General features: G+C 74.4%; 21 protein-coding genes and 1 pseudogene. 11 read left to right on the top strand and 11 right to left on the bottom strand.

What is annotated here, in order from left to right:
* Positions 1–53: 53 nt before the first annotated feature.
* Complete coding sequence (locus ACZ4VF_RS31595; protein ID WP_467930272.1) at positions 54–482, bottom strand: DUF2267 domain-containing protein; 429 nt, start codon at positions 480–482, stop codon at positions 54–56.
* A 186-nt stretch (positions 483–668) separates the two neighbouring features.
* On the opposite strand from ACZ4VF_RS31595, the gene ACZ4VF_RS31590 reads away from it, so the two are divergent.
* Entirely contained in the window at positions 669–1,406 is a 738-nt protein-coding gene (locus ACZ4VF_RS31590) for an MgtC/SapB family protein (RefSeq protein ID WP_467930271.1), read from the top strand.
* 87 nt (positions 1,407–1,493) lie between these two features.
* Here the strand turns inward: ACZ4VF_RS31590 and ACZ4VF_RS31585 are convergent, their stop codons facing one another.
* Complete coding sequence (locus tag ACZ4VF_RS31585) at positions 1,494–1,985, bottom strand: DUF1360 domain-containing protein (protein ID WP_467930270.1); 492 nt, start codon at positions 1,983–1,985, stop codon at positions 1,494–1,496.
* A gap of 181 nt (positions 1,986–2,166) precedes the next feature.
* On the opposite strand from ACZ4VF_RS31585, the pseudogene ACZ4VF_RS31580 reads away from it, so the two are divergent.
* The 10 genes and pseudogenes from ACZ4VF_RS31580 to hypE all read left to right on the top strand — a co-directional run bounded on the left by ACZ4VF_RS31580 (position 2,167) and on the right by hypE (position 13,228).
* Positions 2,167–3,444, top strand: a pseudogene (locus ACZ4VF_RS31580) (FAD-dependent oxidoreductase).
* 463 nt (positions 3,445–3,907) lie between these two features.
* The gene (locus tag ACZ4VF_RS31575) at positions 3,908–4,432 is read left to right on the top strand and encodes a hypothetical protein (RefSeq protein ID WP_467930268.1); all 525 of its coding nucleotides are present in this window, start codon (positions 3,908–3,910) and stop codon (positions 4,430–4,432) included.
* A 320-nt stretch (positions 4,433–4,752) separates the two neighbouring features.
* Positions 4,753–5,121, top strand: a complete 369-nt coding sequence (locus tag ACZ4VF_RS31570; RefSeq protein WP_467930267.1) for a hypothetical protein — start codon at positions 4,753–4,755, stop codon at positions 5,119–5,121.
* A 66-nt stretch (positions 5,122–5,187) separates the two neighbouring features.
* The gene (locus ACZ4VF_RS31565) at positions 5,188–6,927 is read left to right on the top strand and encodes a hydrogenase maturation protein (protein WP_467930266.1); all 1,740 of its coding nucleotides are present in this window, start codon (positions 5,188–5,190) and stop codon (positions 6,925–6,927) included.
* Positions 6,924–7,502, top strand: coding sequence for a hydrogenase maturation protease (locus ACZ4VF_RS31560; RefSeq protein ID WP_467930264.1), 579 nt, complete (start codon positions 6,924–6,926; stop codon positions 7,500–7,502). The genes ACZ4VF_RS31565 and ACZ4VF_RS31560 overlap by 4 nt, the downstream gene beginning before the upstream one ends.
* Before the next feature lie 60 nt (positions 7,503–7,562).
* A complete protein-coding gene (gene hypB, locus ACZ4VF_RS31555; RefSeq protein ID WP_467930263.1) occupies positions 7,563–8,390 on the top strand; it encodes a hydrogenase nickel incorporation protein HypB in 828 nt (275 codons plus the stop codon).
* Positions 8,387–10,726: a carbamoyltransferase HypF gene (gene hypF, locus ACZ4VF_RS31550; RefSeq protein WP_467930262.1), complete on the top strand. Its 2,340-nt coding sequence runs from the start codon at positions 8,387–8,389 to the stop codon at positions 10,724–10,726. Before hypB ends, hypF begins: the two co-directional genes overlap by 4 nt.
* A 3-nt stretch (positions 10,727–10,729) precedes the next feature.
* Positions 10,730–11,020: a HypC/HybG/HupF family hydrogenase formation chaperone gene (locus ACZ4VF_RS31545; RefSeq protein WP_189301249.1), complete on the top strand. Its 291-nt coding sequence runs from the start codon at positions 10,730–10,732 to the stop codon at positions 11,018–11,020.
* Positions 11,017–12,153: a hydrogenase formation protein HypD gene (gene hypD / locus ACZ4VF_RS31540; protein WP_467930260.1), complete on the top strand. Its 1,137-nt coding sequence runs from the start codon at positions 11,017–11,019 to the stop codon at positions 12,151–12,153. Before ACZ4VF_RS31545 ends, hypD begins: the two co-directional genes overlap by 4 nt.
* Positions 12,146–13,228, top strand: a complete 1,083-nt coding sequence (gene hypE / locus ACZ4VF_RS31535) for a hydrogenase expression/formation protein HypE (protein WP_467930259.1) — start codon at positions 12,146–12,148, stop codon at positions 13,226–13,228. Before hypD ends, hypE begins: the two co-directional genes overlap by 8 nt.
* Before the next feature lie 20 nt (positions 13,229–13,248).
* On the opposite strand, the gene hypA is transcribed toward hypE, so the two are convergent.
* From hypA to ACZ4VF_RS31490, 9 genes are read right to left on the bottom strand one after another with little or no spacing between them, the layout of a single operon-like run.
* Complete coding sequence (hypA, locus tag ACZ4VF_RS31530) at positions 13,249–13,605, bottom strand: hydrogenase maturation nickel metallochaperone HypA (RefSeq protein ID WP_467930258.1); 357 nt, start codon at positions 13,603–13,605, stop codon at positions 13,249–13,251.
* Between the two features lie 6 nt (positions 13,606–13,611).
* Positions 13,612–13,821 (bottom strand): hypothetical protein, encoded by a 210-nt coding sequence (locus ACZ4VF_RS31525; RefSeq protein ID WP_467930256.1) that lies wholly within the window; start codon positions 13,819–13,821, stop codon positions 13,612–13,614.
* A gap of 38 nt (positions 13,822–13,859) precedes the next feature.
* Positions 13,860–14,066, bottom strand: a complete 207-nt coding sequence (locus ACZ4VF_RS31520) for a hypothetical protein (RefSeq protein ID WP_467930255.1) — start codon at positions 14,064–14,066, stop codon at positions 13,860–13,862.
* A gap of 51 nt (positions 14,067–14,117) precedes the next feature.
* Complete coding sequence (locus tag ACZ4VF_RS31515; protein WP_467930254.1) at positions 14,118–14,708, bottom strand: DUF5947 family protein; 591 nt, start codon at positions 14,706–14,708, stop codon at positions 14,118–14,120.
* Positions 14,705–15,247, bottom strand: coding sequence for a NifU family protein (locus ACZ4VF_RS31510; RefSeq protein ID WP_467930252.1), 543 nt, complete (start codon positions 15,245–15,247; stop codon positions 14,705–14,707). Before ACZ4VF_RS31510 ends, ACZ4VF_RS31515 begins: the two co-directional genes overlap by 4 nt.
* Positions 15,240–17,039, bottom strand: a complete 1,800-nt coding sequence (locus tag ACZ4VF_RS31505) for a nickel-dependent hydrogenase large subunit (protein WP_467930251.1) — start codon at positions 17,037–17,039, stop codon at positions 15,240–15,242. Before ACZ4VF_RS31505 ends, ACZ4VF_RS31510 begins: the two co-directional genes overlap by 8 nt.
* Before the next feature lie 50 nt (positions 17,040–17,089).
* Positions 17,090–18,181: an NADH-quinone oxidoreductase subunit B family protein gene (locus ACZ4VF_RS31500; protein ID WP_467930250.1), complete on the bottom strand. Its 1,092-nt coding sequence runs from the start codon at positions 18,179–18,181 to the stop codon at positions 17,090–17,092.
* Positions 18,178–18,723, bottom strand: coding sequence for a hemerythrin domain-containing protein (locus tag ACZ4VF_RS31495; protein WP_467930249.1), 546 nt, complete (start codon positions 18,721–18,723; stop codon positions 18,178–18,180). Before ACZ4VF_RS31495 ends, ACZ4VF_RS31500 begins: the two co-directional genes overlap by 4 nt.
* Complete coding sequence (locus tag ACZ4VF_RS31490) at positions 18,710–20,773, bottom strand: hypothetical protein (RefSeq protein ID WP_467930247.1); 2,064 nt, start codon at positions 20,771–20,773, stop codon at positions 18,710–18,712. Before ACZ4VF_RS31490 ends, ACZ4VF_RS31495 begins: the two co-directional genes overlap by 14 nt.
* Positions 20,774–20,969: the final 196 nt, after the last annotated feature.

Raw genomic sequence — 20,969 nt, 5'->3', positions numbered from 1 at the left:
TTCCGTCCGTCTCCCGTCCGTCCGCCGGTCCTCAGCCTCCGACGTCCTGGTCCTCAGCCTTCGACGTCCTGCGCCGCCCGCTCCACCGGCAGCAGCTCGCGGATGTCCGCGGGCAGCGCGTGGGCCATCCGCTCCGTCAGTTCCGGGGCGAGGGCGGCGTCCAGTACCTCCATCACGGCCGCGGCCTCCCGCAGGGCCGTGTCCTCGTCGGTGGCCGCCCGGACGGCTATGCGCCCGGCGAAGGCGGTCAGCCCGAACCGCTCCCCGGCCGTACCCGAGTCCGGGGCGGCGGACGCGTCGGCGGCCTCCCGCATGGCCGCCGCCATGTCCGGCGGCAGCTGGGCGGCCACGTGCCGGGCGAGCCCGGACGGCAGCCTCTCCGACAGCGTGCTCACGACCGCGTGCGCGGCCCGCTCGGCCGTGCCCCGGTCGGGGAGCTGGGCCAGCGCCTGCACCTTTCCGATCATCTCGTCGTGCCGCATGAGACCGGTCCCTTCCGCACGAAGTGCTGACGGTACGCCCGTCACCCGGGCGTAGCGGCACTCGTCGAGTACCCCGCGGCCGCGCCCGGTCACCGGGGACAGGAGACCGGGCCCGCCCGCGTCGGCCGCCCGTCGCTGGGTACGCGTCGGCAGCGGAGACCGACGGATCCGACGAGCGAGGCGCGCATGGCGGAGGCGGCACTGGCGGCATCGTTGTGGGACGTCCACAACGGACAGGGACCGAGACAGCTGGCCGAACTGGGCCTGGCGCTGCTGCTGTCGAGCCTGATCGGCTGGGAGCGCGCGGCGCAGCAGAAGAGCGCCGGGCTGCGCACCCACACCCTGGTCGGTATCGCCAGCGCCTTGATGATGGAGGTGTCCCAGCACGGCTTCACCGCGGTGCTCGGCCTGGAGAACGTCTCCTTCGACCCCTCCCGCGTCGCGGCGCAGATCGTCTCCGGGATCGGCTTCATCGGCGGCGGGCTCATCTTCGTACGACGGGACGCCGTACGGGGCCTGACCACCGCTGCCACGGTCTGGCTGACCTGCGCCGTCGGCATGGCCTGCGGCGGTGGACTGCCCGTGCTCGCGGTGGCGGTGACGGCGCTGCACTTCCTGGTGGTGCGGGGCTACCCGCGGCTCACCTCCCGCCTGGTACCCGGCACGGCGACCGCCGCCTTCGAGGCCCGCCTGACCTACCGGACCGGTTCGGCGCTGCTGCCGCGGCTGATGCAGGCCTGCACCCGGCGCGGCTTCCGCATCGTGCGGGTCAAGGTGGAGCGGCTGCCCGGCCGCACCGACGACGCGGCGCGGGTGCTGCTGCAGCTGGAGGGCACGGAAGACCCCTCGCGGCTCGCCTCGGAGCTGTTCCTGGACGACGGAGTGCTGGACGTCGAGCTGACCGCCGCCACGGACGACGAATAGCCGCCCACGGACGACGAATAGCCGCCGCCGTGGACGAGCAAGGGCGGCCCCCCGCACCACGCACGGCGGGCTCCGCTCGCCCGGCGCTCAGCCCTCGGCCGCGTCCTGGGTCCAGGTCCAGGCGTACTGGAGCCAGTCCGCCACGGCCAGCGCACCGAAGCCGCCGCACACCAGCCGGGTGAGCCGAGGCGCCGCCGCGTAGGAGCACACCAGGGCGCCGGTGGTCCAGGCGGCGGTGCAGAACGGGCAGGCCAGCAGGTCGCCGGTGGCCCGCCGCAGCCCGCTGCCCCGGGGCTGGTCGATGACCTCGTTGCCCTTTCCCTGGCCCGCGCGGCGGGTGAACGGCGCCCGGAGGAAGCTGGTGACCTTGTCCTTGGTCAGCAGCCGGGACGTCTTGTACGCCGCCGCGCCGAGCAGCACCACGTCCCACGGCGGCACCTGCCGCGGCAGCTGTACGCCGCGCCGCCGGGCCACCAGCGCGAAGGCGCCGACCCCGGTCGCGAACACGGAGGCGAGGGCGGCGTAACCGCCCAGCGGAACGTCGTCCTGCTCGTCGTAGCGTTCGACGTCGGCGTTCATGAGGCTTACCCGACCTCCCGGTGCGTGTCCGAACCTGTCACAGGCGCACCGGGTTCCCCTCGGCGCAGGGGCGACACGTGACCTTCCCGCCCGCGCCGCGTATAGTATTCATCAACTGATGAATTTAGCGTGATCCGCTGATTCAGGTTGATCCGCTGCTCCGGAGAAGGGCGGGACCGTGATGGAGAAGACCACCTGCTGTGTCGTGGGAGGCGGTCCGGCGGGCATGGTGCTCGCCCTGCTGCTGGCACGCGCCGGGATCGAGGTGACGGTCCTGGAGAAACACGCCGACTTCCTGCGTGACTTCCGCGGCGACACGGTCCACCCCTCGACCCTGGCCCTGCTGGACGACCTGGGGCTGGCCGAGCGCTTCGCCCGGCTGCCGCAGCGCCGGGTCCGCACCGTCCAGCTGCCGGTGGGCCCCGGTCGCTCGGCGGTCACCGTCGCCGACCTCTCGGCCCTGCCCGGCCCCCACAACTACGTGGCGATGGTGCCCCAGTGAGACCTGCTGGACCTGCTCGCCGACGAGGCCCGGCGCGAGCCGTCCTTCCGGCTGCGGATGAACACCGAGGCGACCTCCTTCCTGACCGAGTCCGGGCGGGTCACCGGCGTGCGCTACCGCACCTCCGACGGCCGCACCGGCGAGCTGCGCGCCCTCCTCACCGTCGCCTGCGACGGCCGCGGCTCCCTCGCCCGCTCCCTGCCGGAGCTACGTCTGCGCCGCTTCGGCTGCCCCATGGACGCCTGGTGGTTCCGCCTGCCCCGGCGGGACGGCGACCCGAGCGGGCTCGTCGGCGGCGCCGGAGAGGGCTTCCTCACCGCGATGATCGACCGGGGCGACTACTGGCAGTGCGCCGCGCTCATCCCCAAGGGCACCGACGCCGAGCGCCGCACCGCCGGCCTCGGCCGGTTCCTGGCCGGCTACGCCGCCGCCGTCCCCTGGATCGCCGACCGCACCCACGCCCTGCGCTCGTGGGACGACGTCAAGCTCCTCGACGTGCACCTGGACCGGCTGCGCCGCTGGCACCGTCCCGGCCTGCTGTGCATCGGCGACGCCGCGCACGCCATGTCCCCGGTCTTCGGTATCGGCATCAACCTCGCCGTGCAGGACGCCGTGGCGGCCGCCCGCCTCCTCGCCGGGCCCCTGCGCGGCGGAACCGTGGGCCTGCGCGACGTACGCGCGGTGCAGCGCCGTCGCCGGCCCACCACGGTCGCGACCCAGGCGCTGCAGCGCGCGGCCCACGCCCGCTTCATCGCCCCGGTCCTGCGCGGCCGGCCGCCTCTGGGCAGCGCCGACCGGGCCCGGCGCGTCGCGGGCCTGGTCGCCGGCTCGCCCCGGCTGCGCCGCCTGCCCGCGTACTTCGTCGCATACGGCGCCCTCCGCGAACGGCCCCCCGCCGAAGCGGTCCGCCGGCCGGCACCGGACGCGGAGACCACCAAGGGTGCACCGCACGCGTGACCCGGGCCCTGCGCGCCTGCGACCCGGCCGACGGGCCGGAAGGAGGCGCGTCGGGTGCGGGAGTGGTTGAGGGAGATCGGGGACGTCACCTGATACGGGGCGCCGCTCCGACGAGCCGGCCGTCTGGAACGACATCGGCCTGTCCCGGGCCCCGCCCTCTGCTCAGCGGGTCGTGTCGAGGAGGCCATCGCGGCCGCACGGCGACGTCGGCGATCGGCCGTACGGACCACCCGCCGCGGCCCGCCGCAGGTGAGACGGGCCGGAGCAGCGGCAGGCGACGGGCCCGGGCGGCGGTGGGGGACCGGTGACCAGCCGTGGCCGGCGCGCCGGGGGGCGCTCCCGTCGGCCGCGGGGCGTGGGTCAGGTCACATATGACCTGGTTCGCACTCCCTCCCGGCCGCGCCCGGCGCCGGGCTACCGTTGCGTCGAGCCCCTGTACCCCTTCGCATCGGACGGCCCGGCTGTGCTCACTGACCTGTCCCCCCTGATCGCCGCGACGGCTCGCTGGCTGACGGTGGCCTACCCGCCGTCCGGTGGCGCGCTGGCCTCCGCGCTGTGCGAGGCGCAGGCACGGCAGGCGGTGACGGTCGCCGCCTGGCTGCGCTATCCGACCGAGATCGACGCCGGTCTGGTCACCCTGGCGGGCCCCGGCGGCACGGCACGCCTCGACTGGATCACCGGTGCCGAGACGGCCGGCGACCACGCGGCCGAGGAGTGGGCCTGGCGGACCTGGGTGGACGAGGTGGTGGCCAGCTGGGCCGCCGCGCTGCTCACCGACGCCGGGCTGGCCGGGCTGGCCGTCGCCGGGCTGGCCGACAGCGAGCACACCGCCGGACCGGCCGAGTTCCGCCGGCTGCTCACCCCGGACGACGCCGACCGCAGCGCGGCGTCCCTGCTCCGCCACCCCGACCTGCTGGCGCCCGTCGCCGGACTGCACCGCGATCAGCTCCTCACCCGCCTGGACCCCGGCAGCTCGCTCGCGGCCTGAGACCGACGTGCCCGGGGCCGTCGGGGGACGTCCTCGTGCGTCCGCCGGGGGCGGAGGACCGACGGAGCCTGCGCGGGGCGGCACCGACGGCGCGGCCGGCCGAGGGCGCGCTGGATTCCTGCGCGGGACCGGCCTTCCGGGCTGGAGCGGGCCGTCCGCCGGTGCACCCCCTCGCGCCCCCGGCCCCGCATGACCCGGCCCGCTCCGGCCCGCATGACGAGCCCCCCGCCCCCGGTGTCGTACGCCCTCGTACGGGTACTGCGGACCTGACGGACGGGGCCCGTGGCCGGTCTCCGCCCGTCATGGGGAAAGGCTCGGCCATGACCTTCAAGAATCCCGTCCACCGCGGCGGACCACGCCGCAGCCGGTTCGACCAGCTCGCCGAATACGCCTCGAACTTCACCAGCTCGCCGTTGTTCTTCCTGTTCTGCCTGCTGCTGGTCGGCTTCTTCGTCGCCGCCCACATCGCCCGTCTGCCAACCGAACTGCTGCTGCTCGCGGGCGAGTCCATGACGGCGGTCACCCTGCTGCTCCTGGCGCTGCTGAAGAACGCCGAGATGCGCGCCGAGCACGCGATCCAGCGCAAGCTCGACGCGATCGCCGGTGCCCTGCTGGAGGCGCACCGGGACGACCGGGCCCAGGCCTACGAGGACCTGCGCAATGCGATCCGGATGGAGGAAGAGACCTGAGCGAGGCCGGCGAAACGCCGCGGGGGTTCTTCCCGGCGCCCCCGCGAGCGACGACCATGCCGTGTCATGGACATTCTGCTCGTTGCCAGCGCGTTCAACAGCCTCTCCCAGCGCCTGTACGCCGAACTGTCGGACCACGGGCACCAGGTCGACGTCGTCCTCGCCGCGCACGGCCCCGACCCGGTCCGGGCCGCCGTGCGGGAGACGCGCCCGGACCTCGTCGTGGCACCGATGCTGCGCACGGCCCTGCCCGAGGACGTGTGGCGGGAGCACACCTGCCTGATCGTGCACCCCGGCCCGCCCGGTGACCGCGGTCCCTCCTCCCTGGACTGGGCCATCGCCGACGGGGCGGAGCAGTGGGGCGTGACCGTCCTGCAGGCGGAGGCCGGGATGGACGCGGGCCCCGTCTGGGCGGCCGAGCCGTTCCCCGTGCCGCCCGTCGGCAAGAGCGACCTCTACCGCAACGAGGCCTCCGACGCGGCCGTCACCGCCGTCCTGACCGCCGTACGGCGCTACGCCGAAGGCGCCCACAAGCCGCTCCCGCAGACGGACGAGTCGGTCACCGTCGTCTGGCGCGACTTCTTCCGGCAGGAGCGGCGCCGGATCGACTGGGAGCACGACGACACCGCAACGGTGCTGAGGAGACTCCGCGGCGCCGACTCCCAGCCGGGCGTCCTCGACGAACTCCTCGGCCGCGAGGTGTTCCTCCACGGCGGCCACCCCGAGGACCGGCTGCGCGGCCGCCCCGGCACCCTGCTGGCCCAGCGCGCGGGCGCCGTCTGCCGGGCCACCCGCGACGGCGCCGTCTGGATCCCGGAGCTGCGCCCCCGCCGGAACTCCGGCGACCCGGCGCCCTTCCGCCGGCCGGCCGCCTCCGTCCTCGCCGCCTGCGAGCCCCCACTCCGCCTCCCGGAGGACCCCGCACCGCTGGAGCTGCCGCCCGGCCGGCGCACCTGGACGGACATCCGCTACCAACAGCGCGGCGACGTCGGTTTCCTCGCCTTCTCCTTCCCGGGCGGCGCGATGAGCACCGACCAGTGCCGCAGGCTGCTCGCCGCCTACGAGCACGCGCTCACCCGCCCCACCCGCGTCCTCGTCCTGGGCGGCAGCCGAGACTTCTTCTCCAACGGCATCCACCTCAACGTGATCGAGGCGGCTCCCGACCCGGCCCGGGAGTCCTGGGCCAACCTCAACGCCATGGACGACCTCGTGGAGGCCGTGCTGCGCACCACCGACCGGCTGGTGGTGGCCGCCCTCGGCGGCAACGCGGCGGCGGGCGGCGCCATGCTGGCCCTCGCCGCCGACGAGGTGTGGTGCCGTACCGGCGTCGTCCTCAACCCGCACTACCGCCGCATGGGCCTGTACGGCTCCGAGTTCTGGACGTACACCCTGCCGCGCCGCGTCGGCCCGGAGCAGGCCGGCCGGCTGACCACCGAGGCCCTGCCGGTCAGCGCCGCGTCCGCCGAGCGGCTCGGCCTCGTGGACCGCCTGGTGCCGACCGCACCCGCGGAGTTCCCCGCCGAGGTGGAACGGCTCGCGCACCAACTCGCCTCCGCCCCGGACCTGGACCGGCGGCTCGCGGTGAAGGCCGCGGCCCGCGCCGCCGACGAGCGGGCACGGCCCCTCTCCCGCTACCGGGAGGACGAACTGGCCCGCATGCACGCCGTCTTCTTCGACCCCGAGGCCCCGTACCACGCCCTGCGCTCGGCCTTCGTCCGCAAGACCCCGGGCGGCTCCCCCCGGCCCCTCGCCCCGGCCGGCCCCGCTCCCGCCGGCCTCGCCCCGGCCGCCGGAGACCTCCGGTGACGCCGTCGCTCCTGGTGGCCGGCGTCGGCAACATCTTCCTCGCCGACGACGCCTTCGGACCGGAGGTGATCCGCGCTCTGGAACGGCGCCCGCTGCCACGGGCCGCACGGGTCCACGACTACGGCATCCGCGGCCTGGACCTCGCCTACGACCTGCTGTCCGGCTACACCACCGCCGTCCTGGTCGACGCCGCCCCCCGCGGCCACCGCCCCGGCACCCTCTCCCTCGTCGAGGCCGACCCCCCGGACGGCACCGTCCCGCCCGAAGCCCACGGCATGGACCCGGCGAAGGTGCTGGCCCTGGCCACCCACCTGGGCGACGAGCCGCTGCCCCGGATCCTCGTCCTGGCCTGCGAACCCGGCGTGCTCCCCGGCGACGACGACATCCTGCCGGGACTCAGCACACCGGTGCGCGACGCCGTCGGCCGGGCCGTGGACGCCCTGCACACGCTCGTTCCCGCGCTGCTCGCCGACCCCGCCGGGCCCCCGCCCCCGTTGGGCCGCCCGATGGAATCCGGGACCGCGCACGCGGCTGCGCTGCCCGGCATGGCGGCCCACGCGGCCGAAGATCGGTGAGATCCCGGGCCGCACCCGATGCGGCCCGGGCCCCGTCACCGCATCCGAGGAGCAGCGCCCATGTGCCGGTCCGACCTCAGACAGGCCGTCCTGGCCAAGAACGACGGCCTGGCCGAAGGCCTGCGCGACGACCTCGCCCGGCAGGGCGTCACCCTGGTCAACCTGCTGTCCAGCCCGGGCAGCGGCAAGACCGAACTCCTCGCCCGGGTGCTGGCCCGGGCGGTGGAGCGGGGCGTGCCGGTGGCCGCGCTCACCGCGGACCTCGCGACCGAGAACGACGCCGAGCGGCTGGCCCGGTCCGGGGCGCCCGTGCAGCAGCTGCTCACCGACGGGCTGTGCCACCTGGAGGCCCGCCAGGTCCGCGCCCGGCTCGCGGACTGGCTGCCGCCGGACACCTCCGTGCTCTTCGTGGAGAACGTCGGCAACCTGGTCTGCCCGGCCGCGTACGACCTCGGGGAGACGCTGCGGATCGTGCTGATGGCGGTCACGGAAGGCGAGGACAAGCCGCTGAAGTACCCGACCGCGTTCGGCTCCGCCCACCTCGTCGTGATCACCAAGACCGACCTGGCCGGACCGGCCGGCTTCGACGAGAGCCTCTTCCACGAGAACGTGCACCGGGTCAACCCCGGAGTGGAGATCATCCGCTCCTGCGCCCGCACCGGCACCGGCGTCGGCACCGTACTCGACCGCGCCCTCGCCGCCCGCGACGGCGTCCCACCCCACCACCCACCCCTCGCCCCCCACCCGCACCACCACCCGGCGCCCGCCCCCGCGCCGCACCCTCACCACTCGTCGGCCCCCGGTCCGGCCCCGCACCCGCACCACTCCCCGGCGCCCGCCCCCGCCCAGGACCCGCACCACACCCCCGCGTCCGCCCCCCTCTCGTGACCGCGCCCGCCACCGGACCGGTCCGGCGTCGGATCACCGTGCGGGGCACGGTGCAGGGCGTCGGTTTCCGGCCCTACGTCCACCGGCTCGCCGCCGGCTTCGCACTCGCCGGATTCGTGAGCAACACCGCGGACGGCGTGCTCATCGAGGTCGAGGGCCCGGCGGAGGAGGTGGACCGGTTCGCGGGCCGGCTCGCCGAGCAGCCGCCCCCGCTCGCGACCGTGACCGGCGTCGGCAGCGAGGACGTGCCCCCCACCGGTGCCACCGGCCCCTTCGCCATCCGTCCCACCGAGCGGTCCGCGGGCCGCACCCAGCTCCCGCCCGACACCGCGACCTGCGCCGACTGCCTGCGCGAGCTGGCCGACCCCCGCGACCGCCGGCACCGCCACCCCTTCGTCACCTGCACCCACTGCGGCCCCCGGTTCACCATCGCCACCGCGATGCCGTACGACCGCCCGGCCACCACCATGGCCGGCTTCCCGATGTGCCCCGCCTGCGCCCGCGAGTACGACGACCCCGCCGACCGCCGCTTCCACGCCCAGCCCGTCGCCTGCCCCGACTGCGGACCCCGGCTCGCCCTCCTCCCGGCCGCCGGCCTCGGAGTCCGCCCGGCCCGGGACGCGGAGGCCCTGGCCACGGCACGGGCGCTGCTCGCCGCCGGGCGGATCGTCGCCGTCAAGGGCGTCGGCGGCTACCACCTGGCCTGCGACGCGACCGACGACCGGGCCGTGGCCACCCTGCGCGTCCGCAAGGAACGCGGCGGCAAGGCCTTCGCGGTGATGTGCGCCGACCTCGCCACGGCGGAGCGCGTGGCGGTGCTCTCCGCCGCCGAACGGGACGCGCTCGCCGGCGTCCGCCGCCCCATCGTCCTGCTGCGCCGCCGCACATCCCCGGACCGCCTGCGCCTCGCCGGCCAGGTGTGCCCGGGCAGCCCGCACGTCGGTCTGCTGCTGCCCTACACGCCCGTGCACACCCTGCTGTTCGGGCTGCCAGGCGATCCACCCGGCCCGCGGGCGCTGGTCATGACCAGCGGCAACCGCTCCGGCGAGCCCATCGTCACCGACGACACCGAGGCGCTGACCCGGCTGGCGGGACTCGCCGACGCCTGGCTCACCCACGACCGGCCCATCGCCTGCCCGTGCGACGACTCCCTGCTGCGCGTCCGCCCCGACGGCACCGAACAGGTCCTGCGGCGCTCCCGCGGCCACGTCCCCCGCCCGCTGCGCCTCCCGCTCCCGGTGCGGCCCACGCTCGCGGTCGGCGGCGACCTGAAGAACGCCCCCTGCCTCGGCGAGGGCGACCACGCCTGGTTCGGCCCGCACATCGGGGACATGGGGGAACTGGCCGCCCTGGACGCCGCCGAGCGGGCCGTACGGCACCTCGCCCGCCTCACCGGAGTCGTCCCCCGGCGGGTGGCAGCGGACCGCCACCCCGGGTACCACTCGACCCGCCGGGCCGCCCGGCTCGGCCTCGGCGAACCGGTGCGGGTCCAGCACCACCACGCCCACATCGCCTCGGCGATGGCCGAACACGGCCTCGACGGCGGCACCCCCGTGATCGGCGTCGCCTTCGACGGCACCGGATACGGCGACGACGGCACCGTCTGGGGCGGCGAGATCCTCCTCGCCGACTACACCGGCTACCGGCGCCTCGCCCGCCTGGCGCCCGCCCCGCTGCCCGGCGGCGACGCCGGCGTGGCCAACCCCTGCCGGCTGGCCCTGGCCCGGCTGTGGGCGGCGGGACTGCCCTGGACACCGGGCCTGCCCAGCGTCGACGCCTGCACGGAGACCGAACGTACCGTGCTGCGGCAGCAGTTGAGCCGACAACTGGCCTGCGTTCCGACCTCCAGCATGGGCCGGCTCTTCGACGCGGTGTCCTCCCTCGTGGGGCTGTGCCAGCGCGCCGGGTACGAGGCACAGGCGGCGCTGGAACTGGAGGCGGCGGCGCTGGAGGCGCGGGACGCGGACGCGGTGGCCTACCCGTTCGGGTCCACCGGCGGCGGCCGGGACATGGACCCGGCCCCCACCCTCCGCGCCCTGCTGGACGACCGGTCCCGCCGCACGCCCGTACCGGTCATGGCCGCCCGCTTCCACCGGGGCGTCGCCCGCGCGGTGGCGGAGGCCTGCCACCGGGCCCGCGCGGAGACCGGTCTCACCACCGTCGCTCTCACCGGCGGTGTCTTCGCCAACGCCCTGCTGGAGGAGGAGACCGCCGCGCTGCTCACCACGGCCGGCTTCCGCGTCCTCCGGCACGGCGAAGTCCCCCCGAACGACGGCGGTCTGGCACTCGGCCAGCTGATGGTCGCGGGAACAGCAGCCCACCACGAGACGGAGTGACCCATGTGTCTGGCAGTGCCCGGCAAGGTCGTGTCCATCGACCACCGTGCCGACCCGCTCACCGGCCTGATCGACTTCGGCGGCGTACGCAAACAGGCCTGCCTGGAGTACCTGCCCGACGTCCGGGTGGGGGAGTACGTCATCGTCCACGTCGGCTTCGCGCTGCAGCGGCTGGACGAGGAGTCGGCCCGGGCCTCCCTGGAGCTGTTCGGACAACTGGGCCTGCTGGAGGAGGAGTTCGGCGACGCCTGGGAGCAGGCGGCGCGGCAGGAGAGCGGAAGTGAGGCCCGGTGAGGTACATCGACGAGTTCAACGACCCGGAGCTGGCGCGCCGGCTGCTGGACGAGATCCGGGCCACGGCCACCCGGCCCTGGGCCCTGATGGAGGTCTGCGGCGGCCAGACCCACTCCATCATCCGTCACGGCATCGACCAACTCCTGCCGGAGAACGTGGAGTTGATCCACGGCCCGGGCTGCCCGGTGTGTGTCACCCCGCTCGACGTCATCGACAAGGCCCTGGAGATCGCCGCGCGCCCCGAGGTGATCTTCTGTTCCTTCGGGGACATGCTGCGCGTCCCCGGCACCGGCCGGGACCTGTTCCGCGTCAAGGGCGAGGGCGGTGACGTACGCGTCGTCTACTCGCCGCTGGACGCCGTGGACCTGGCCCGCAGGCACCCCGACCGGCAGGTGGTGTTCTTCGCCATCGGCTTCGAGACGACCGCCCCCGCCAACGCGATGGCCGTCCACCAGGCCCGCCGGCTCGGCCTCGCCAACTTCAGCCTGCTGGTGTCCCACGTCCGGGTCCCTCCGGCGATCGAGGCCATCATGACCGCCCCGGACTGCCGGGTGCGGGGCTTCCTCGCCGCCGGGCACGTGTGCAGCGTGATGGGCACCGACGAGTACCCGGACCTCGCCGAGCGGCACCGCGTCCCGATCGTCGTCACCGGCTTTGAACCGCTGGACGTCCTCGAAGGCATCCGCCGCGCCGTCCACCAGCTGGAACGCGGCGAGCACCGGGTGGAGAACGCCTACCCCCGCGCCGTGCGCGAGCAGGGCAACCCGGCGGCCGTCCGCATGATCGAGGAGGTCTTCGAGGTCACCGACCGCAACTGGCGGGGCATCGGCCGCATCCCGGACAGCGGCTGGCGGCTCGCCGACGCCTTCCGCGCCTACGACGCCGAACACCGCTTCGACGTCACCGGCATCCGCACCGAGGAACCCGCCGAGTGCCGCGCGGGCGAGGTCCTGCAGGGCCTCATCAAGCCCACCGAGTGCGCGGCCTTCGGCACCACCTGCACCCCGCGCACCCCGCTCGGCGCCACCATGGTCTCCAGCGAGGGCGCCTGCGCCGCCTACTACCTGTACCGCAGGATGACCGACAGCCCGGCACCGAAGAGTCCCGCACAGGAGATGAACCCCGTTGGCTGACCTCGCCACCGAAGCCCCCGAAGCTGCCGTCGACCCCGCGAACTGGACCTGCCCCGCCCCCCTGCGCGACCAGCCGGTCGTCGTCATGGGCCACGGCGGAGGCGGCGCCCTGTCGGCGGAGCTGGTCCAGGAGGTCTTCGCCCCCGCCTACGGCAACCCCACGCTCGCGGCCCTCACCGACTCGGCCGTCCTGGACCTGGGCGGGGCCCGGCTGGCCTTCTCCACCGACTCCTACGTCGTACGGCCGCTGTTCTTCCCCGGCGGCAGCCTCGGTGACCTCGCCGTCAACGGCACCGTCAACGACCTGGCGATGAGCGGCGCCCGGCCCACCCACCTGTCCGCGGCCTTCATCCTGGAGGAGGGGGTGGAACTGGCCGTGCTCGCACGCGTCGCACGCGCCCTGGGGGCCGCGGCCGAGGCGGCCGGCGTCACCGTCGCCACCGGCGACACCAAGGTGGTCGAGTCGGGGCACGGCGACGGCGTCTACGTCACCACCGCCGGCGTCGGCCTCGTCCCCGCGGGCGTCGACATCCGCCCGCAGCGCGCCCGGCCGGGCGACGCCGTCCTCGTCAGCGGCCCGATCGGCCTGCACGGGGTGGCCGTGATGAGCGTCCGGGAGGGCCTGGAGTTCGGCGTGGAGATCACCTCCGACACCGCGCCGCTCGCGGACCTGGTGGCGGCCATGCTCGCGGTCACCCCGGACATCCACGTCCTGCGCGACCCCACCCGGGGCGGCCTCGGCGCGTCCCTGAACGAGATCGCCCGCGCCTCCGGCACCGGTGTCCGGCTGCGCGAGCGGGCCGTACCCGTCCCGGACGAGGTCGCGAACGCCTGCGGCTTCCTCGGCCTGGACCCGCTGTACGTCGCCAACGAGGGCCGGCTCGTCGCCTTCGTCCCCCCGGAGCACGCCGAAGCCGTCCTGGCGGCCATGCGCGCGCATCCACAGGGCACCGGCGCGGCCCTGATCGGCGAGTGCGTGGCCGACCACCCGGGGATGGTGGTCGTCGCCACCGCCCTCGGCGGCACCCGGGTGCTGGACCTCCCGCTGGGCGAGCAGCTGCCCCGCATCTGCTGAACCACCCCCGGCCCCCGCCGTCAGGCCGGGGCCGGGGCCGCCTCGACCCCCGTGATCTCCAACTCGCGTCCGCCGCGCAGCTCCTGCGACGGCCGGTCGCAGCGCGGGCACCAGAAGAACGGCGGCATGCCGAGCGCGAACTCCTCGGCACACCCGCCGCACCAGGCCCGCGCCGGCACCTCCTCCACGACCAGCCGGGCCGCGGCCAGGGCCGTGCCGTCGCGGGCCACCTCGAACGCGAAGCACAGGGCGTCCGGGACGACACCGGCCAGCTCGCCGACCCTCACCGTCACCGACGACACCCCGTCCACGCCGTCCGCGCGGGCGATCTCGGCCGCCTGCTCCACGATCGCGGTCGCGATCGACAGCTCGTGCACGGCGGTTCAGTGCGGGCGCCTGGCGCCGGAGCGCAGGCTGATCATGCGCCAGATGCGCACCTCGCGCCGGATGCCCGGGATCTCCCGGACGAACAGCGCGAGCGCCACGCCACCCACCACGGCGGCCTCGGCGACCAGGACCCGACGAGCGGTCCGCCCGGTCCGCATCCGGGCCGCCGCGGCAGCGCCGCCCGCTCCTGCTCGGTACAGCCTCATCCCGGTACCTCTCCGTTTCCGCATCCCGCTCACCCCGCTCATCCCGGCGAGATGTTCGGCATGGTCTTCATGATGGCGTCGTGCCGCTTCCAGTGGATCCCGGTGGAACGGCGCGCGTCGGACGTGCCGTCCCCGTGGTGTCCGGCCTGGTGCCCGCTCGGGCCCTTGTTGCCCTGGTGCAGCCCGAACACGTGCCGGGGCGTGTCCGGTTTCACGTGGGGGCGGCCCACTCGGATGGTGCCCATCTCGATCTCCTCTCAGGTCCTCACGTCAGACCGTCCGCGACGCTCACGTCCTCAACCCCGCTCGGTCAGCTCCTCGAAGAACCGCTCGACGGCCGGCCACACCCGGCCGCCTCCGGCGAGGCCCCGCCACTCCCGGCGGACCAGCGCGACCATGCGGAAGCAGTCGTCCACCGGCACGATCCAGTGGTGGTCCAGGCCGCGCACGGTGTTCACCAACAGAGCCTCCACCTCCGCAGCCATGGTCACCAGCGGGGGGCACACGGCGCGCATCCGGGCCCAGCGGTCCGCCTCGACCTCCCAGCGCATCGCCCCGGCCGGGCTCGGCCCCTGCGCCGTGACCGTGCCGTCGGTGTGCGGCACGAAGAAGACCAGGCCCACCGGCACCCCGAGCGGCCCGGTGTCCACCGGCTCCAGGCGCACCCGCCGCCGTGGCACCGGCAGGTACCGCCCGCCGCCCGCGCCGTCCCCGGTGAACAGGACCGTGCACGCGCCGCAGGCGCACAGCAGCTCCTCGCGCTCGGCGGCGTACAGATGGCGGTGTTCCTCCGGTACGGGCTCGGCGCACAGGTCGCACCGCTCGCCGTCGTCCCGGTCGGCGGCGGCCGAGCGGATGACCCGGGCCAGCGCCCCGTCCACGCTCACCGCGCCTCCCGTACCAGCAGGGAGTCCAGCGGTACGAAGGCCGGTGCCGCCGGTGTGGGCAGCTGTTCGACCTCGGTGAGTTCGGGTGCGGCGGCGAGCACCGCCTCACGCACCGCGTCCGCGACCGAGGGCCCGCCGCCGCAGCCGGCCCCGCAGCCACCGGCCTCGCTCACCCGCACCCGGGCCACCTGGCCCTCGACGCCGACCAGCTCCACGTCGCCGCCCCGCTCGCGCACCGCCGGGCGGAGCCGGTCGACCGCGCGCTCGGCCCGGCGCCGCGCCGGTTCGGGGTGGAGCTGGTGCAGCACCAGCAGATGGTCCAGCAGCTCGTCCTCGGCCAGCCGGGCGGTCAGCTGCCGCCCCGCGAGGTCGAGGACCCGGGCCAGCGCCTCGCCGTAGACCTCGGTCAGCACCCGTACCGCCTCGACGGCCGTGGCGCCCATCGGGCCGGGCGCGGTCTCCAGACGGCCCAGCAGCTCGTCCAGCCGTGCCAGCCGTCCCTCCACGTCCGTGTCGGCGAGCCGCCCGGCGTCAGCCATGGTTCGCCCCGTACGTCGGCGAGTGCACCGTCGTCAGCGTCTTCCCCTTGCCCATGTACATGTGCACCCCGCACGGCAGACAGGGGTCGAAGCTGCGCACGGTCCGCATGATGTCGACGCCCTTGAAGTCGTCGGGCCCGTTCTCCTCGAAGATCGGCTGGCCCTGGACGGCGTCCTCGTAGGGGCCCGGGGTGCCGTAGATGTCCCGGGGGCTGGCGTTCCACGGGGTGGGCGGGTACGGGTGGTAGTTGGCGATCTTCTTGTCCCGGATCACCAGGTGGTGGGAGAGGACGCCGCGCACCGCCTCGTGGAAACCGCAGCCGATCGCCTCCTCCGGTACCTCGAAGTCCTGGAAGACCTTCGTCTCGCCGGCCCGCAGCATCCCCATCGCCTCCTCCAGGAACTGCAGGGCCATGGCGGCGGCGTAGGCGACGAAGTACGGCCGGGCGCGGTCCCGTTCGATGGTGTTGCTCCACTTCGGGATGTGCCACTCCAGGGTCGTCTCCGGCAGGGTGTCGCCCTGGGGCAGCGAGATGCGCACGCTGCTGCCGGTGGCCTTGACGTACGGGGTGTCGACCAGGCCGCTCAGCGCGGTCGACCACAGCCGGGCCAGCGGCCCGCCGCCGGTGTCGAGGGCGAGGTGCTGACCGCTCTCCGGGTGGTACCAGCGCGGGCTCATCACCCAGCTGTACTTGCCGTCGAAGTCCCGCTTCTGCGGCACCGGGACGGTCGTCTGGTTCCACGGGTGGCGCATGTCGACGGGGTTGCCGAGCGGGTCGTGGGTGACGAACGGCTCCTCGTTCACCCAGTCCTCGTAGTAGGAGCTGCCCAGCATGATGCGCAGACCGAGGTTGATGTCGACGAGGTCGTTGGTGACCAGCTTGCCGTCGACCACGATGCCGGGGGTCACGTACATCGCCCGGCCCCACTCGTTCATCGTGGCGTACCGGTAGTCCACGACGTCCGGGTTCTGGAACGCGCCCCAGCAGCCGAGCATGATCCGGCGCCTGCCGACCTCCTCGTAGCCGGGCAGGGCCTCGTAGAAGAAGTCGAAGACGTCGTCGTTCATCGCCACCGCCTTCTTGATGAAGTCGACGACGTGGATCAGACGGCTGAGGTAGTCGGTGAAGGTGTTCGGCTGCGGCATCGTGCCGACACCGCCCGGGTAGAGCGTGGAGGGGTGCACATGCCGCCCCTCCATCAGGCAGAACATCTCCCGGGTGACCCGGGAGACCTTCAGCGCCTCCTTGTAGACCTCGCCCTCGAAGGGGTTGAAGGCCTTCATGATGTCGGCGATGGTCCGGTAGCCGTGGATGTCGCCGCGCGGCGCGTCCGTGCGCTCGGCGCGAGCGAGGACACCGGGGTTGGTGGCCTTGACCATCGCCTCGCAGAAGTCCACGAACACCAGGTTGTCCTGGAAGATCGTGTGATCGAACATGTACTCGGCGGCCTCGCCGAGGTTGGTGATGTGCTCGGCCATCTTCGGCGGCTTGACGCCGTAGGCCATCTGCTGGGCGTAGTTGGAGCACGTGGTGTGGTTGTCGCCGCAGATGCCGCAGATCCGGGACGTGATGAACCCGGCGTCGCGCGGGTCCTTGCCCTTCATGAAGACCGAGTAGCCGCGGAAGAGCGAGGAGGTGCTGCGGCAGTCCACCACTTCCTGGTTGGCGAAGTCGATCTTCGTGTAGATGCCGAGGTTGCCGATGATCCGGGTGATCGGGTCCCAGGACATGTCCACGATCTGCGCGGGCTTGCGTCCCGGGGCCCGGCGCCGGTCCTCGGTTGTCGTCATGTCTTTTCCTGCCCCTCGTTCCTTGTACGCACGGGTCGCTGGGGTGCCGTTCAGGCACGCCAGTACGGGTCGTAGCCGGTGGTCAGTTCCGGGCCGTTGTGGTGCCACTTGGGTTCGCGGTTGACGGCGACGCTGGTCAGTCCGCGCAGCCGGCGGATGACGGCGCCGTAGGGCTTGATCAGCATCGACGACAGGGCTCCGCCGGTCGGCTCGTCCATGAAGGGCATGAACGCGTCCGGGAACCCGGGCATGGTGCAGCCGATGCAGATGCCGCCGACGTTCGGGCAGCCGCCGATCCCGGCCATCCAGCCCCGCTTGGGCACGTTGCAGTTGACCACCGGGCCCCAGCACCCCGACTTCACGAGGCACTTGGGGGAGTTGTAGTCCTTGGCGAAGTCGGCCTGCTCGTAGTACGCGGCCCGGTCGCAGCCCTCGTGCACGGTCTTGCCGAACAGCCACTGCGGACGCAGCATGTGGTCCAGCGGGGGCGGCGGCGCGGCCCCGGCCGCGTGGTAGAGCACCCAGATCAGGGTCTCCATGAAGTTCTCCGGCTGGATGGGGCAGCCGGGCACGTTCACCACGGGCAGGGCGCCCTGGGACATGAAGTCCCAGCCGAGGTAGTCGGCGAGACCCATGCAGCCGGTCGGGTTGCCGGCCATGGCGTGGATGCCGCCGTACGCCGCGCACGTCCCGGCGGCCACCACCGCCCAGGCCTTCGGCGCGAGCTGGTCGATCCACCAGTTCAGGGTCTGCGGCTCCCCGGTCTCCGGGTCGTTGCCGAACGACGTCCAGTAGCCGTCGCCCTCGATGATGTTCTGGTTCGGGATGGAACCCTCGATGACGAGGATGAACGGGGCGGGCAGCTCGCCGCGTGCGGCCGCCCGGTAGGGGGCCAAGAAGTCCTCGCCGCCCAGGCTCGGGGAGAGGACCTTGTTGACGAGGTTCACCTTCGGCAGACCGGGGATCAGTCCGAGCACCACGTCCTCGATGGACGGCTGGCCGGCGGCGGTCAGCGAGACGGTGTCCCCGTCGCAGCTCATGCCTTCCGAGATCCACAGGATGTAGATCTCCTCCAGCCCTCCTCGCGCTTCCGCGCGGTCGGGCTCACGGCTCACCTCGGTGGTACCGCTCTGTGTGGTCATGTCGTGGGCCTCCGCTGCAGTCGGTCTCGGAGTCGGTCATAGGCCGCGGCCAGCGGGGCCGCCAGGTTCAGGGCCGGGGGCTTCTCGGGGGCGTTCGGGTGCGGCCGGGTCGGCGCGCCCTGCCTGGCCCGGGCGATCGTCCGGCCCAGCTCGTCCAGCTCCTGCCGGGAGACGGCCTCGCGCAGGCGGGGCATCATGACGCCCTCCTCCTCGCGGATGTGTTCCTCGACCTCCCGGCGCAGCTGGTCCACGAGTTCGTCGGCGTGCGGGTCGCCCTCCCCGAGCCGGTCCAGTTCGAGGAGGATCCTCTTCACCGCCATGTGCTCGCTCAGATGCTCGTCCACCTCCCGTTCGCCGTCCGGCAGTGCCGTCCTGGCCAGCGGGTAGAGGAGCATCTCCTCCAGCGCGGCGTGCTTGGACAGCTCACGGACCAGCAGCTCGGCGACGCCGCGCCGCTGCCGGTCGGAGGCCGCCGCGTGGTAGTCGCGGAACAGCTGCTCGACCATGCGGTGGTCGTGCGCCAGCACCTCAAGGGCATCCATCGAACCGTCCCTCCTCCGGCCGGTCGGCCGGACGCGCGGGCCGCGGGGACTGCGGCCGGGGTGGTTGGGCCGGACCCGGTGTGTCCGCCCCGCCGAGCGGTGCGACCTCGTCGGGCCGGAAGTAGTGGAACCGGCCGTACCAGCCGTGCAGTTCGGCGGCGGGATCGTCGTCCACGGTGACGGCCAGGTGGACGCCGCCGTCCACGTCGGGGAGGACCGCGGCCACCCGCGCGGTCCGCCCGTCCAGGAACATGTCCTGGGCGTCGGCACCCCGGCCGCGCGGACACAGCCGCACCCGGCTGCCGCCGCCCACGGGCACCCCGTCCACCAGCACGGTGTCCGTCGACGGGGACAGCCCGTCGTCCCCGCCCTCCCGCCACCAGACGGGCCGCCCGTCGGCGGGGCCGAGTACGGAGGCCAGGGGGTCGGGGCTCTGCTCGGGGGCCGGAACCGCCAGGCTGTGTGCGGGGGTCGGGACTGCCGGGCCGTGTGCGGCGGGCGGGACGCTGGGGTTTGGTGCGGGGGTGGGGGTGACCGGGCCTTGTGCGGCATGCGGAACAGTCGGGTTCCGGGCAGCGGCCGGGGTGATCGGGCTTTGCGTGGCCGGCGGGACCGCCGGGTTCCTGGCGGCGGCCGGGGTGACCGGGCCGTGTGCGGCGGGTGGAACAGCGGGGTTCGGTGCGGCGGCCGGGGTGGCCGGGCCGTGTGCGGCCGGCGGGTTGGCCGGGTTCCGGGCGGGGGTCGGGGTCGCCGGGCTGTGTGTGGCGGGCGGAACAGCGGGGTTCGGTGCGGCGGCCGGGGTGGCCGGGCCGTGTGCGGCCGGCGGGATGGCCGGGTTCCGGGCGGGGGTCGGGGCCGCCGGGCTGTGTGTGGCGGGCGGAACATCGGGGTTCGGTGCGGCGGCCGGGGACGCCGGGCCGTGTGCGGCCGGCGGGATGGCCGGGTTCCGGGCGGCGGTCGGGGTGGCCGGGCCGTGTGCGGGGGTCAGGGAGCGGATGGCGCCGTGCAGCCGGGCGAAGACCTCCCGGGGCATGGTCTCCACCCGGTCGAGGATCCGCGCGGCCCGTGGGTCGGTGGCCCGGGCCTCCGCCTTCTCCTCGTCGGTCAGCAGCATCGTGCGCAGCGTGAGGATCTCGTCGATCTCCGCCGCGTCGTGCAGGTCGCCCGGACTCTCCGGCGCCACCTGCGGGTGGTCCGGGAGGATGATCGGCGCCGACAGCAGCAGCGGGCCGGTCTCCCCGTCGTCGCTCGCCGGATCCGGCGGCGGCCCGCCGAGCACGGGGAACGTGAAGGCGTTGCGGCAGCCGCGCGCCTGCTCGGCGAGGTCCGCGGGCGGATCGATCAGTGACACGAACTCCGCGCCCTCGCCTTCGAGGAGGGTGTGCGTGGCGAGCAGCGCCTGCCCCAGCACCGCACCGCGCGGCGCCCCCGGGTCGGCCCCGGCGGCGGTGTTCTCGGTGCGCACCCGCAGCCGGTACAGCTGCGGACCGAGCGGCTCGGCCACGACCGAGGTCTCCGCCCGCACCTCCCGGCGCCGGCGCACGACGCGTCCCGTCCCCGCCGGCAGCGGCTCGTACTCCGCGCCGGCCGGCGCCCCCACGGTGACGGTCCGCCCGCCCCGCAGCAGCTCGGCGAGCGGGACCACCAGCTCGGTCTCGCGGGGCACCGCCTCCTCGAACGACAGGTGGGTGACCCCGTCCGCCGTCCGCAGCGACTCGACCGGGCGATGCCCTCGGTCGGCGTCCGCGGCCTCCACCTGCTTGTGCTGGAGTTGCAGGTACCGCACCCGCACCCGCACCGTGGCGTCGGCGTGCCGGGCCAGCACCAGGCACTCGGTCCGCTGGTACCAGGAGTCGGCGGAGCCGGAGACACCGGGCGTGACCGGTCCGTCCCGCTCCACCCAGGTGCGCGGCAGCAGCACCCCGAACTGCCAGCGGACCCGGTTCTTCGCCGAGGACCGGCGATAGGGGTAGAGCAGATAGCCCTCGTAGAGCACGGCGTCCGCCACGGCACCCAGCTGCGCACAGCCCTCGCCGACTCCGTTCGCCATGCCCGCTCCTCGCCGCTCGTGTCCGCCGACCTCTCCCCACGGTCACACCCCTCGGTCCGGCCCGCTTCCCCGGCGCACCGTCATTGGGCCGGACAGGGGAGGAGGACCCCTCCGCTCGGACATCCGACGGTGGCGGCCGGGAGGGCCGGTGCCGCCGACGCGGGCCAGGGGCATGGGATCTCGTGAGGGCCGCGAA

Source organism: Streptomyces sp. NPDC029151 (assembly GCF_055564315.1).
The sequence above is the reverse complement of the archived record's forward strand: the minus strand, read 5'-3'. Positions and strand labels throughout refer to the sequence as shown.